The following is a 13,232-nucleotide window of genomic DNA, read 5'->3' as shown; positions in this document are numbered from 1 at the left end:
GCAGCAACCGACCAGTGATTGGCAATCCAGGCATTCGAACAGACGTTGCGGTTTTCTTTTCCGGACACTAATCAGCGACCGGTTGGTATGAATTAGTCGTTCGCTGCACTGTAGCTACAGCGCCCCTGTTTTTGAACTCTCTTGGTGTCCAGTTCGATTCGATCTTGATACATAACTTGCCTGACCAGTAGATTCGCCAACTTCGCTACTGGACGCGAAATCTTTTCTCCGGATTCGATATTCACATCCGGCATGTGCCAGTTAACCTGAACCAGCTGTTTGGTAAACGACCGCGTCCACATGGTTGGTACGCCTGTGAGGCCGTGGTCTCGGTGCGTTGACGGGATAGCGATGACTGTTGGATTTGGCATGAGCATCGGCACAGTGAACTCCGTATGGGCAACTGCGGCCGGTGGTTCGAACCGGCCGGCCGTTCGGGTTCGCCGGACCGCGGTGACGTTCGACAGCGCGGGCGGAGCTCGCATCGGAGGCATTCCTCGCTTCGCGCCCGTGGTCACCGATTTCGCCGATCTCACCGCCGATCCGGACCCGGTGGTTATCGGCGGGCGTATCTGGTCACCGGCCGATCTGATCGCGGCGGTGGTGAACGGGTTCATCGAAACCAATGCTCCCGAAGCGCCGGCGGTGACGACCTACCCCGCCTGCTACACCGAGAAGCATGTGACGCGGCTGCGGCGGGCGCTGGACTGGTCGGGCGCCGCGGACGTCATGCTCATGCCGGAATCCGTTGCGGCGGTGGAATGGCTGGACAACGAGTACGGCATCTCCAGTTCCGGCATCACCCTCGTCTACGACCTGGGGGGCAACTGCCTCGACGTCGCGGTGGTGCGCACCGAGGCCGATCGCGAGGAACGCGGCATTCTCGGCTACGCCGAACGCTCCTATGACTACGGCGGGCGACCGCTCGGCGCGCTGCTGGCGCGGTACGCCCGCAGTATCGCGCCCGATGCGGCGCAGCCGGTGTCCTCGGTGGTCTCGGCCGCCGATACGAATCGATTGCGCAGCTGGCATATTCGCAATTCGCTACGGGTGGTGCGGGCCTGCGTGCATCAGACCGGGCTGGCCATGGAGGACATCGACCGGGTGCTGCTCATCGGCGGCGCGTCTCGGCCGATCGAGGTGGCGCGGGTGCTCGCCGACCTGGGGCGGCCCGTCATCATGTCGCCCGATCCCGCGCATACCATCGCGGTCGGCGCGGCCATCGCGGCCTTCCGCAGTGTCGACAGCGGCTCCGCCATCGGCAGGTATGCGCCGCGGGCGGCGGTATTCTCCGGCGCCGCAGTCGCTTCCGCGCTCGCCATGTCGGCGGCCACCGTGCTCGGCGGGCCCGTGGCGGGACCGCCCACGTTGCAGTCGGCTCCCAGTGCCGATGCGGGCGGGCCGGCGCTCGGCTCGGGCGATGTCCTGCTGCTCGAAGACGCTACCGCCGCGCCCGCCGGAATGGTCCGCGTGCATCGGGTGGTCACCGCGGCCGTCGTCACCAGCTACGGCCCGATGCCTGCCACGGTCACCCAGAACTGGACGGGTGGGCACCCCGTGGACACCGGCCCCGGCGGGCACTGTGAAACCCGTGTAGTAGAGGACATTCCGACCTACGCCAACCCTGCCCAATTCATCAACCCGCTGCCCTTCGCCTCACCATTCCCCCTGGGCACCTACCCGGGCCAAATCCCTTCGGTCAGCCTGCCCCGCACCCTCCCCGGACCACCCGCGCAGCCCGGCAACAGCGCACCGCAGCCCGGACCGTCCAACCCGGGCGCACCGGGAACCGCGCCCGGCGGTGCACCCGGAACCGCGCCCGGCGGAACGGATTCCGGTGGAACCGCCCCGGCAAGTCCCGGCACAACGACGGGCGGCACAACCACCGGCGGTGGCACCACGGACGGTGGGACCAAGCCCGGTGACGGCACGGGCGGCGGAACGACAGCACCCGGCGGCACCACCGCGGGTGGCACCGGTGGCGAAACCTCTTCCGGCGGCACAACTCCCGGCGATGGCGGGACCACCGGTGGTGGAACGACCACCGGCGGTGGCACGACCACCGGCGGTTCGACCACGGGCGGAACGACCTCCGGGGCATCTACCGGCGGCGGGACCACCGGCGGCTCCACGACCGGCGGCTCCACGACCGGCGGCGGAACAACCTCCGGCGGTGGTACCACAGCAGGGGGTGGCACCACCGGAGGAGGATCCACGACGGGAGGCGGAACCAGCGGCGGTTCGACATCCGGCGGTTCGACGGCTGGCGGCGGAACCACCGGAGGTGGAGCGACTTCCGGTGGAGGAGCAACGTCCGGTGGCGGCGCGACCGGTGGCGGAGCGACCTCGGGTGGCGGCGCGGCCGGTGGCGGAACCGCCGGCGGCGGAGCAACTTCCGGTGGCGGCGCGACCGGTGGCGGAGCGACCTCGGGTGGCGGCGCGGCCGGTGGCGGAACCGCCGGCGGCGGAGCAACTTCCGGTGGAGGCGCGAGTTCCGGCGGCGGTGGCACGTCAGGCGGTGGCGGTGCGACCGGTGGCGGTGCTGGTGGTGCTGCGCACGGCGGAGCAGCTTCCGGTGGTGGTGCCGGAGGCGGCGCTGGTGGCGGTGCGGGCCACGGCGGCGGTGCCGGTGGTGGCGGAGGCCACGGTGGCGGTGGCGGCCATCGCTAGCCGGGCGAGCCATGTGCAATCCTGCGGTGGCGGTGGCGGCGCCCTTCGCGGCGGAGATCATGCAGGCGGAGGCGGTGATGGTCATCGCTAGCGGGCCGACACATGAGCGGTCGGGTGGCGGGGGCGGCTCGTGGTCGGAACTCGCGGCCAAACGAGTGGACCCGAACGACTATGCGACTCGTCGCCGACTACAACTCCTGTGCATCAGGGGCCAGCGACCCGCGCCGAGTACACGCTCCGGCCGGGCCGAGTCATGACGGCCGCCGACCTCACTTACGCAGTGCCCCAGCAACCTACGCAGCTTTCCCGATAAAAGACGGCGACGCGGGTGGGTGTGGAATCCCCTCGAACCCCCACCCCGACGTCGAACGGACCGGCCCACCCCGCGCTCAGTGCCCAGGCGCAGGGTGGGCCAGGTCCTTTCCGCAGCAGTCCCCGCCGATAGCCGGAATCCGCTGCGGCACATCACCCCCCGCGCGTACTTCAAGATCACCAGGAACTGGTGGCGGCATGTCGCGAGTAGCCCCCGCCACCAGTTCCTGGTCGCGGGAACATCGGGTGGCGCGGGCGGTGGCCGGCGAAAGTCAGACCGGGGCGATCAGATCGGCGAGGGCGTCCAGGCTGTCGACCACGATGCTGTAGGCGCTCTGCGGCAACTCCGCGTGCAGGTAGCCCCAGGGGCCGCGGCGAATCAGTACCGGAATCATGCCGGCGCCGCTGGCGGGCAGCACATCATTGTCGACTCGGTCGCCGACGTAGCAGATCTCACCGGCGGGGACGCCCGCCACCTCGGCGACCTTCAGGAAGAACTTGGGATCGGGCTTCTCCAGATCCCATTCCGCGGAGGTGTAGATCGCGTCCACTGGGAGATTCATCTTCTCCAGCGCCGTTTTGGCCTGCGGCGGTTGATTTCCCGCGATGATCACCTTGAGCCCACGTTCCCGCAGCCCGGCGAGGGCACGCCGCACATCCGGGTACAGGTCGTCGGCATCGAAGTTGTTGCGCAGGCTTTCGGGCTCGTCCATGGCCCAGCTGACCTGCTCCCTGTCCAGATCCACTCCGGGCAGCAGTAGTTCGAAGGCGTCGGTCAGCGGCCGCCCGGTAGCCGCCATGCCGCCGATCACTCCGAGTAGCGCGAAGCCGGGAATGCCGAGCCGATCGGCCCACCGGCTCCAGATCCGCGTCTCGTCGATCAGCGTCTCGCCCACATCGAACACCACAGCCTTGATCATCGGCCCAGCCTATCGGGCGGCGCGGCGCCGGATGGCCGGGATCTCAGTGCTGCGCATTGATCGATGACCTTCGGCCACGGCGCGACTCGGCATATACGGTCACCGACCCCGCTGACACGGCAAAACCGCCGCCCCGAACCGATTCATGAACGCTCAGGCCGACGGCTGAGATGCCGATCGGCCCGGCAGTGGCGGCCGATCGATGGGTAGTCCCGCGTCAGGCCGAGAGCTTCAGCGGTAGTGCCGAAGCTGCGATGTAGCGGTCCAGGATGACGTCGGTCAGGAGGGGGTGGGCGCCGATGGTGGGAGCGTGCACGAGGCGGGGTGCGGCTGCTTCTAGGCGGTCGGTGAGTAGGCCGGGGGCCAGGAACCAGGGTGCGACCAGGATGTGGTCCGCGCCGCGTGCGCGGAGTGCGGAAACCGCTTCGGGCAGGCTGGGTGCGGTGGTGGCGAAGCAGATCTCGGCGGGCAGGCCGGTGATCGCCGCGAGTTGTCGCGCGACCTGCGCGGTGCGCGCATTGGCCGCCGCGGAAGAGGACCCCACCGCGGCCATGGCGATGCCCAGTCGTGAACGAGCCGGGAAGACCTGGCCCAACGAGGAGACGGCCAGGGCCTCCCGCACTCGATCACGCAGGGCCGCAATCACTCGCGTATCGGCCCCGAGTACATCGGCCTGCGTCAGCTGCAACCGGGGATGCCGGGCACGAGCGGCCGCCAGCATGCCCGGCAGGTCCACGCGAGCGTGAAAGGCGCTGCCCAGCAGCAGCGGAACCACCACCGCGTGCGAATGCCCTTCGGCGGCAACCGCATCCACAACCTGATCCACCGACGGCGCATTCAAATCCAGGAATGCCAGCCGCACATCCAGATCCGGCCGTGCGGTGGACAGCTGCTCCACCACGGCGTACATGGTCGCCGCCGACCGCGGATCACGACTGCCGTGCGCCACCGCGATCAGCGCCGGCCGTGGGCCGATGATCCGGTCCCCCACGGGGGTCTGCAGTGTCGTCGCGCCGACAGAATGGCACGCTGTGGTTCCGGCGTCGGCTGCAGTCTGTTCCATCGTGTATGTAGGGCGAGGCCGAATGAGGCTCTGTCGCACCGAGATCGGCGGCGCGGCGGTCGTCCGCACGGCTGCTTCGGGCAGCAGGTTCGCCGAGACCACGCCGGCCGGAAGGTTCGCCTGTGGCGGCGCGACCGGCGGCGGGGCCGCTGGAACAGCGCCGCGGACAGGCGAATTCATCTCAGGCCCCGACTTCGACCTTGGTCAGTGCGTCACCGACGAGGCCTGCGGCCAGGGTGTTGCCGCCCGCGGGGTCGATCAGCAGGAAGCTGCCGGTGTAGCGGTTGACGCTGTAGTCGTCGGCGGCAATGGGTTCGGCGACGCGGATGGCGATGCGGCCGATGTCATTGAGCGCCAGCGATTCCGGGTTCGGGTCGGCGGCCAGGCGCTGTTCGTCGAAGCGCTCGATGAGGGCGCCGACAATGGCCTGCGTGGTGCGGGCGCCGTGCTTGAGCAGCAGGCGGGCGCCGGGGCGCAGCGGCTTGTCGCCCAGCCAGCACACGGTGGCGTCGAACGCGTCGATCGGCTCGGGTGCGTCATCGGCGGCCGCGATGGTGTCGCCGCGGGAGACGTCCACATTGTCGGCCAGGATCAGCGTCACGCTGCGGCCCGGCTGTGCGTACGCCAGTTCACCATTGGGGGTGTCGATGCGCTCGATGGTGGTGCGGGTGCCGGACGGCAGGACGACGACCGCGTCGCCCTTGCGCACGGTGCCCGCCGCGACCTGACCGGCGTAGCCGCGGTAGTCCGGGTATTCGGCGGTGCGCGGCCGGATCACGTACTGCACCGGGAAGCGCAGGCCGACCTCGTGGCGGGTGCTGTCGGCATCCGCGGGCACCGACTCCAGGTGCTCGATCAGCGACGGACCGGTGTAGTACGGCGTATTCGCCGAGCGCGAGGCGACATTGTCACCGTGCAGCGCGGAGACCGGAATCTCCACCACATCCTCCGGCGCCCAGCCGAGTTTGGCTGTCAGCTCCGAGAATTCGGCGACGATGCGCGCGAACACCCCGGCCGGATCATCGACCAGGTCGATCTTGTTCACGGCGAGCACCAGCTTGGGCACGCCCAGCAGCGCCATCACGGCGGCATGGCGGCGGGTCTGCTCGATAACACCCTTGCGGGCATCCACGAGCAGGATCACCAGCTGCGCGGTCGATGCACCGGACACCGTGTTCCGGGTGTACTGCACATGTCCCGGGGTATCGGCGAGCACGAAAGACCGTGCGGGCGTGGCGAAGTAGCGGTACGCCACATCGATGGTGATGCCCTGCTCGCGCTCGGCGCGCAGGCCGTCGACGAGCAGCGACAGGTCCGGAGTGGACAGCCCCTTGTCGACCGAGGCGCGGGTGACCGCGTCGATCTGGTCGGCCAGCACCGATTTCGTGTCGTACAGCAGACGTCCGACCAAGGTGGACTTGCCGTCGTCGACACTGCCGGCGGTGGCCAGTCTGAGTAGGTCGGACATCAGAAGTAGCCCTCTCGCTTGCGATCTTCCATGGCGGCCTCGGAGACACGATCGTCTCCGCGGGTCGCGCCGCGTTCGGTGAGCCGGGAGGCCGCCACCTCGGCGAGAATCGCCTCGTTGTCGGCCGCATCGGAAATGATTGCGCCGGTGGTGGATCCGTCGCCGACGGTGCGGTAGCGCACCGACTTGACCGACAGCTCCTCGCCCTCGGCCGGGCCGCCCCACACGCCGGGGGTCATCCACATGCCGTCGCGCTGGTACACCGGGCGCTGGTGGGCGTAGTAGATGCTGGCCAGCTCGATGTCCTCGCGGGCGATGTAGCGCCAGATATCCAGCTCGGTCCAGTTGGAGAGCGGGAAGACGCGCACATGCTCACCCGGAGCGTGCTTGCCGTTGTACAGGTTCCACAGTTCCGGCCGCTGCCGCTTGGGATCCCAGCGTCCGAACCCGTCGCGCAGCGAGAAGATGCGCTCCTTGGCGCGCGAACGCTCCTCATCACGGCGGGCGCCGCCGAAGACCGCGTCGAAGCGGTGCTCGGCGATGCCGTCCAGCAGCGGCACGGTCTGCAGCGGATTGCGAATGCCGTCCGGCCGCTCGGTCAGCCGTCCGTCGGCGAGGTACTCCTCGACGGAGGCGACGTGCAGGCGCAGGCCGTACTTCTGCACCACATGATCGCGGAAGGCGAGCACCTCGTCGAGATTGTGCCCGGTGTCCACATGCAGCAGCGAAAAGGGCAGCGGCGCAGGCCAGAACGCCTTCAGCGCCAGGTGCAGCAGCACCGTGGAGTCCTTGCCGCCGGAGAACAGGATCACCGGTCGCTCGAACTCGCCCGCGACCTCGCGGAAGATGTGGATGGATTCGCTCTCCAGCGCCGCGAGAGTGTCGAACTCTTCGAGCGAGGCCAGGACGTCGGAGTCGGTCTCTGCGATTGTCATGAGGCGTGCAACCCGCATTCGGTCTTGGCGAGGCCGGCCCAGCGGCCGCTTCGCGGATCGGATCCCGGTTCCGGCTTCCGTGTGCACGGAGCGCAACCGATGGACGGATATCCCTCCTCCACAAGGGGATTGACGAGAGTGCCATTGGCCTCGATGTACGCGGCCATCTCATCGTCGGACCAGGCGGCGATCGGATTGATCTTCACCAGCCCGAAGCCCTCGTCATAGGAGATCAGGGGCGCATTGGCGCGGGTGGGGGCCTCCACGCGGCGGATGCCGGTGACCCAGGCGTTGTACGGCTGCAACGACTTACCCAGCGGCACCACCTTGCGCAGGCGGCAGCACTCGGCGGCATCGCGGGCGAACAGATCCTTGCCCAGCAGCTGATCCTGCTGCGCCACAGTGTTTTCCGGCTGCACATTCACGATGTTCACGCCGTACACCATTTCGACCGCGTCCCGCGTGCCGATGGTCTCGGCGAAGTGGTAGCCGGTATCCAGGAACAGCACATCCACACCCGGATGCACCTGCGCGGCCAGCTGCACCAGCACCGCGTCCTGCATATTCGAGGCGACAATGTAATCGGCGCCGAAGTTCTCCTCGGTCCACTGCAGCAGCTGCTGCGCGGTGGCGTCCGGCCCGAGTTCGGCCGCGCCCCGCTCCGCGAGTGCGCGCAGGTCTGCTTCAGCGAGTTTGGTTGTGGTCATTGCTGTCTCCTCCAACTACCGCAGGTCCGCTTCATCGGCGCGGACAGCCCACACCGCGAAACGCTCACTCTCGTCACGGTTCTTGACGAAGTTGCGCACGACGCGCTCGATGTAATCGCCGAGCTCGGTGCTGGTCACCTTGTGCTGACGCAGCTTGCGGCCGAAGCCGCTGTCGAGTCCGAGGCTGCCACCGAGGTGAACCTGGAACCCCTCGATCTGATTCCCCTCGCCATCGTCGACGAGCATGCCCTTGAAGCCGATATCCGCGATCTGCGAACGGCCGCAGGAGTTCGGGCAGCCATTGATATTGATGGTGATGGGAACATCGAGCTGGGCATTGATATCGGCCAGCCGCTGCTCGAGCTCCGGCGCCAGCACCTGGGACCGCTTGCGGGTCTCGGTGAAGGACAGCTTGCAGAACTCGATACCGCTGCACGCCAGCAGATTCCGCCGCCACTGCGACGGACGCCCGTGCAGGCCCAGCGGTTTCAGCTCCTCGATGAGCCATTCGACCTTGTCGTCGGGCACGTCGAGCACGATGAGCTTCTGGTACGGGGTGAACCGAATCCGGTCGGAGCCGATGGATTCCACAATGTCGGCGACCTTGCTCAGGATGGTGCCCGAGACGCGGCCGGCAATGGGGGAGAAGCCGACGGCATTGAGTCCGTTGCGCAGCTTCTGCACACCGATGTGGTCGATGGGACGCTCCGGCTTCTCCGGTGCGGGACCGTCGATCAGCTTGCGCTTGAGGTACTCGGTCTCGAGCACCTCGCGGAACTTCTCGATGCCCCAATCCTTGACCAGGAACTTCAGCCGCGCCTTGGTGCGCAGGCGGCGGTACCCGTAATCGCGGAAGAGCGAGACCACGGCCTCCCACACATCCGGCACCTCGTCGAGCGGCACCCACGCGCCGACCCGTTGCGCCAGCATCGGATTGGTGGACAGACCGCCGCCGACCCACAGGTCCAGGCCGGGCCCGTGCTCGGGATGCTCGACACCCACGAAGGCGATGTCATTGATCTCGTGCACCACATCCTGCTGACCGGAGATGGCGGTCTTGAACTTGCGCGGCAGGTTGGAGTACTCCTTCTTGCCGATATAGCGCTCGACGATCTGGTCGATGGCCGGAGTCGGATCGAGCACCTCGCCGAGTGATTCACCGGCGAGCGGCGAGCCGAGCACCACACGCGGGCAGTCGCCGCACGCCTCGGTGGTCTGCAGGCCGACCGCTTCGAGCCGCCGCCAGATCTCCGGCACGTTCTCGATCTCGATCCAGTGGAACTGCACATTCTCGCGGTCCGACAGATCGGCGGTATCGCGGCCGAACTCGGTGGAGATCTGCCCGAGCGTGCGCAACTGCTGTGCACTCAGTGCGCCGGCGTCGCAGCGCACCCGCATCATGAAGTACCGGGCCTCGAGAATGTCGATGTTCTCATCGCCGGTGAAGGTGCCGTCGTAGCCCTGTTCACGCTGGGTGTACAGACCCCACCAGCGCATGCGGCCACGCAGATCGCCCTTGTCGATCGAGTCGAAACCCTGCTTCGAGTAGATGTTCTCGATGCGCGCGCGCACATTGAGCGGGTTGTCGTCCTTCTTGCTCTGCTCGTTCGCATTGAGCGGCTCGCGGTAGCCGAGCGCCCACTGCCCTTCCGAACGGCGCTGCACCGGCTTTCCGGTGCGCTCGCGGGGCGCGGTGGGCGCGTCCGAACGGGGGCGATCCGGACGCACGCGTCGTTCCGCTTCGGGCCGTTGCGGCCGGGCGGGACGAGCTGATCCGGAACTGTCGGCGTCGGTGCTCGACGTCATAGGGGTCGCTCCTGAAGGTCTTGCGGGCAGGCGAGAGGGGCTGACTCACGCCTCCGATATCAGCGAACCGGGGAGTTCGGCGTCGAAGAAGGACGTCGATCCGGGAAGAAGGGGGAGCTGATCTACCGGAGGCTTCCGGGCAGACAGCTCGCGCTGCAGACACGCTTGAAGTCGACGTGGCGCCGCGCCACGAGTCGCACTCCGAGTCCTGTCATGGAGCCTATTGTGCCACCTCAGACAGGCTGTTCCGACCGTCCGCCGATATTTTCCGGACTTTCAAGGGAAATCCCCTGGATACCTACCCCGATTTGTGACAGGTCTCATAGATCACGACCGATTCGATCTTGGACAGTTGACCTCGAGCCCCTGCGTGGTCCTCAACCGCCCTCGTCCGGCCCGCGCGTGCCCGATTACCTCGGTGACTTGCGTTGTGCCTCCGCGACGGCAGCCAGCACTGCGGCCAGTTCGGGCGAGCGGTGCCAATCCGCTCGGTAGACGAACCCCCGCGGCAGATAATCGGATTCGACGTCGATCCGCATGCCGAGATCATGCGCCCAGCACGCCAGCCCCAGCAGCGGCAGCGAAAACACGCCCTCCGGATCGTTGCACCAGGTGGCTCGGTCGAAGAACGCCCGGTGCCGCCGCAGCGCATTGCCCAACTCCCAGCCGAACCCCTCCTGATCCCGGGCGCCCAGCCGCGCGAACACCTCGATCGACGGCCGCAACAGCTGATCCACCACCTCCTGTGCTCCCACCGCACTGGTCGTATCCAGCCCCCACGCCTGCTCGCCGACCGTTTCCGGCCCGTACCGCCAGGCCTCCCGCAACAGCAGCGCCCACTCGTACTGGAATTCGTCGAACGCCCCCGCCCCGGACTCCCGCAGCCGCTCGAGCGGATAGGCGATCAGCTCCTCCATGGCCTCGGTATCCCGCGCGATCACCGCCCACCAAAACGCTGCCCGCCATCCAGGGACCCGGTCGTGGCGATCGAATCCCGACGCGATGCCCTCGGCACGAAAGCGTTTGGTCAGCGCAGCCTCGGACATCCCGGCGTAGTACCAGGTTCGCGGCTGCCCGGCGTGCGGATCGAATATCAGCGCCCGCCCCAGCAGTTCACCTCCGAACGACCGCGCGAAGTTCGGTCCTTCGGGCCGCACCGCAGGCATAGGAACCGAGTACACGATCGGCGCCACCGAGCCCGCATCGACGATTTGCATTGCCGCACTGTCGATCTCGTGCCGCGGCACCCACTCGGCCATTCGATCTTCGTCGCGCATGTGTTGCCTTACGAGGTGATGGTGTCCAATATCCTTATCCAGTCAGGGTTTTCGATGAAGCCCTTCGGGATGTATTCGGATTCGACGTCGATGCGCATGCCGAGGTCGTGCGCCCAGCACGACAGGCCCAATAGCGGGATGGATACGAACCCGGCAGGGTCGTGTCGCCACTCCTTGGAATCGAAGAAGCTCCGGTGCAGCATCAGTGCCTCCACGAGTGCCCGGCTGAGGCCTGCTTCGTCGTTCGATGCGATGGCATCGAACACCACCATCGGGGGCCTCAGTAAGTGGTCGACAATCTGCTGCGCTCCGAGTGCACTGGTCGTGCCGAGGGATCGGGCGCGGCCCGCAACCGTGGTCGGCCCCTCACGCCAGGCGTCCTGCAGTATCGCCACCCACTCGTAGTTGAACTCATCTGCTACGCCACCGTCGCCGGTGTCTCGCAGTCGATCGATGGGAAACCCTGCCAGCATCTCTGCCGCATCGTCGTCCCGGGCGGTTCGGGCCCACCAGAACGCATCGAGCCACTTTCCTTGGTGCGCGCTGTAATTCGGGCCCGCAGGAATGCGATACGTCTGGTCGCCGAAACGGAGCTCGACCGATTCGGTCAACTTCGACAGATGGCTGCTGGTGATCCAGAAGAGCCCGGTAGCGAGCTGCTCGGAAAGTTGCGCGGCCTGCTGGGTCTGGTGCGCACCGGCCTGCGGGTCACTTGCCGTCAACACCCCCAGTTGAGCCTCGGCGCGTGTAAGTAGAGGCCCTACCTTGTCTGGCATAGCCGGCAATTTCGGCAGCAGTTCAGTCGCAAGGCGTGTGAATCTGTCCGAGAGATCTTGCAGATCACCCCGGTCGATACGGTGTCGCGATACTGTTTCCGTCACAGAACTTGTCAGCCTTTCAAGTCGAAGGCGATGCTGGTGAACCCGTCGTAGCGTTGATCCGCGACGCCGTCTTTCTTTTCCTCCGCGACATTCGCGCGTACGAGAACGTAGTCGATGTCGCCGGACTGCGTCAGTAGCAGCTTGTCCGCGAGGTCCTTCTCGATGGGTGTTCCTCGTGCGGCCAGGTTGGCCACGACACTGTCGTAATAGCCTCGAGCACCCTGTTTGTAGTACCGGCCGTCGAGTCCCATCCGGACGGCGAACCCTGCGCTCGGCGCCTTCTCCTCCAAGATCAATATCTTCTGTCGACCGGTCGCCTTGTCCGTCACTTCGTAGACTTTGTCGAATACGCCCGAACCAGTGCTGCTGGGGTCGCTGATCAGTCGCGCATCGAATTTCTCGGCCGGGTAGTTCACGTCCATGAACTGTTTCCCCGCGTACTGGCCGATCACCTCGCCTGTATCACGCTGCGCGACATAGGCTTGTGATAACGATGCCGCCGTCAGCGGGTCGATAGCTCCGGTCGCATCGAGCTCCCGGCTCTTCTGCGCCTCCCACGCCTGCACAGCCAAGGTAGCCAAGGACCGGGCGGACATCTCCTCGGCGACACCCATCCACACCGGCAATGATGCTGACTCGCGCGCCCGAGTGTCGAGCCGATACACCGGTGGCATCGCGTTGTCCGCGGCGGTGAGGACCGGGATGTACTTAGTGGCGTCGGCGGGATCCTGTCGGATCAGTGGAACAGGAATTCCATTGCGGTCGAGGGCATTCGAGTCTTTGCGCCGCAACTCGCCGTCCGGTCCGGCGCGGACATAGTAGAGATCGAGATAGGCCGGGTCGTTGGCCTTCTCATTCAGTGAAGCATTCGCGAGTTCGACTGCGGTTGGCGGGCCGCGGGGGCTCTTCGGGGCGACGCCGGGGATTCCCGCCCCTGTTGTTTTGCTGTTGTTCTGCCGCAGCTGCTGCAGGCTTGCGCTGCAGGACGCCTTCTCCTGGTCGAACGTTGCTTTCTCGGCGTTGAGCGATGCGCTCACATCGTTGAACGCCTGAACGGCACCGATATTCGCGTGATCGAGGGTCGGCTCTTGGGCGTTGTGCTCCTCGGTGACCTTGTTGTGCGCCACGGCCCGCTGCGCCAAGGTCGCGCAGGACGGGGCCGGCATCGTTGCAGGGGTCGCGGGCGGCTGTGT

General features: G+C 66.9%; 11 protein-coding genes. 1 reads left to right on the top strand and 10 read right to left on the bottom strand.

All coding sequences use genetic code 11. The features are described from left to right. Window positions 1-369 precede the first annotated feature (369 nt). Window positions 370-2,670 (top strand): Hsp70 family protein, encoded by a 2,301-nt coding sequence (locus ABZX86_RS25605; RefSeq protein ID WP_355127176.1) that lies wholly within the window; start codon window positions 370-372, stop codon window positions 2,668-2,670. Between the two features lie 584 nt (window positions 2,671-3,254). On the opposite strand, the gene ABZX86_RS25600 is transcribed toward ABZX86_RS25605, so the two are convergent. The 10 genes from ABZX86_RS25600 to ABZX86_RS25555 all read right to left on the bottom strand — a co-directional run bounded on the left by ABZX86_RS25600 (window position 3,255) and on the right by ABZX86_RS25555 (window position 13,166). Continuing rightward, window positions 3,255-3,902 carry an HAD family hydrolase gene (locus tag ABZX86_RS25600; RefSeq protein ID WP_355127175.1) on the bottom strand — a complete coding sequence of 216 codons (648 nt, stop codon included), beginning with the start codon at window positions 3,900-3,902 and terminating at the stop codon, window positions 3,255-3,257. Between the two features lie 217 nt (window positions 3,903-4,119). Next, window positions 4,120-4,965, bottom strand: coding sequence for a CbiX/SirB N-terminal domain-containing protein (locus ABZX86_RS25595; RefSeq protein WP_355127174.1), 846 nt, complete (start codon window positions 4,963-4,965; stop codon window positions 4,120-4,122). A 181-nt stretch (window positions 4,966-5,146) separates the two neighbouring features. Next, complete coding sequence (locus ABZX86_RS25590) at window positions 5,147-6,433, bottom strand: GTP-binding protein (RefSeq protein WP_355127173.1); 1,287 nt, start codon at window positions 6,431-6,433, stop codon at window positions 5,147-5,149. Next, window positions 6,433-7,368 carry a sulfate adenylyltransferase subunit CysD gene (gene cysD / locus ABZX86_RS25585; protein ID WP_355127172.1) on the bottom strand — a complete coding sequence of 312 codons (936 nt, stop codon included), beginning with the start codon at window positions 7,366-7,368 and terminating at the stop codon, window positions 6,433-6,435. The genes ABZX86_RS25590 and cysD overlap by 1 nt, the downstream gene beginning before the upstream one ends. After that, a complete protein-coding gene (locus tag ABZX86_RS25580; protein WP_297613766.1) occupies window positions 7,365-8,075 on the bottom strand; it encodes a phosphoadenylyl-sulfate reductase in 711 nt (236 codons plus the stop codon). The genes cysD and ABZX86_RS25580 overlap by 4 nt, the downstream gene beginning before the upstream one ends. Window positions 8,076-8,090: 15 nt before the next feature. Further along, window positions 8,091-9,881 (bottom strand): nitrite/sulfite reductase, encoded by a 1,791-nt coding sequence (locus ABZX86_RS25575; protein WP_355127171.1) that lies wholly within the window; start codon window positions 9,879-9,881, stop codon window positions 8,091-8,093. A gap of 122 nt (window positions 9,882-10,003) precedes the next feature. Further along, window positions 10,004-10,096: an Ms4527A family Cys-rich leader peptide gene (locus ABZX86_RS25570; protein ID WP_354835468.1), complete on the bottom strand. Its 93-nt coding sequence runs from the start codon at window positions 10,094-10,096 to the stop codon at window positions 10,004-10,006. Window positions 10,097-10,291: 195 nt separating this feature from the next. Then, entirely contained in the window at window positions 10,292-11,158 is an 867-nt protein-coding gene (locus ABZX86_RS25565) for an immunity 49 family protein (RefSeq protein ID WP_355127170.1), read from the bottom strand. Between the two features lie 8 nt (window positions 11,159-11,166). Then, window positions 11,167-11,934, bottom strand: a complete 768-nt coding sequence (locus ABZX86_RS25560) for an immunity 49 family protein (protein ID WP_355127169.1) — start codon at window positions 11,932-11,934, stop codon at window positions 11,167-11,169. A gap of 113 nt (window positions 11,935-12,047) precedes the next feature. Then, window positions 12,048-13,166, bottom strand: coding sequence for a hypothetical protein (locus ABZX86_RS25555; RefSeq protein WP_355127168.1), 1,119 nt, complete (start codon window positions 13,164-13,166; stop codon window positions 12,048-12,050). Window positions 13,167-13,232 lie beyond the last annotated feature (66 nt).

Source organism: Nocardia sp. NPDC006630 (assembly GCF_040611495.1).
GTDB lineage: Bacteria > Actinomycetota > Actinomycetes > Mycobacteriales > Mycobacteriaceae > Nocardia.
This window is presented reverse-complemented; position numbering and strand designations above follow the sequence as displayed.

Bases quoted from the DNA above. Each gene is read 5' to 3' on its own strand.
- ABZX86_RS25605 (WP_355127176.1), top strand. From the start codon at position 370: ATGAGCATCGGCACAGTGAACTCCGTATGGGCAACTGCGGCCGGTGGT.
- ABZX86_RS25600 (WP_355127175.1), bottom strand. From the start codon at position 3,902: ATGATCAAGGCTGTGGTGTTCGATGTGGGCGAGACGCTGATCGACGAG.
- ABZX86_RS25595 (WP_355127174.1), bottom strand. From the start codon at position 4,965: ATGGAACAGACTGCAGCCGACGCCGGAACCACAGCGTGCCATTCTGTC.
- ABZX86_RS25590 (WP_355127173.1), bottom strand. From the start codon at position 6,433: ATGTCCGACCTACTCAGACTGGCCACCGCCGGCAGTGTCGACGACGGC.
- cysD (WP_355127172.1), bottom strand. From the start codon at position 7,368: ATGACAATCGCAGAGACCGACTCCGACGTCCTGGCCTCGCTCGAAGAG.
- ABZX86_RS25580 (WP_297613766.1), bottom strand. From the start codon at position 8,075: ATGACCACAACCAAACTCGCTGAAGCAGACCTGCGCGCACTCGCGGAG.
- ABZX86_RS25575 (WP_355127171.1), bottom strand. From the start codon at position 9,881: ATGACGTCGAGCACCGACGCCGACAGTTCCGGATCAGCTCGTCCCGCC.
- ABZX86_RS25570 (WP_354835468.1), bottom strand. From the start codon at position 10,096: ATGACAGGACTCGGAGTGCGACTCGTGGCGCGGCGCCACGTCGACTTC.
- ABZX86_RS25565 (WP_355127170.1), bottom strand. From the start codon at position 11,158: ATGCGCGACGAAGATCGAATGGCCGAGTGGGTGCCGCGGCACGAGATC.
- ABZX86_RS25560 (WP_355127169.1), bottom strand. From the start codon at position 11,934: ATGCCAGACAAGGTAGGGCCTCTACTTACACGCGCCGAGGCTCAACTG.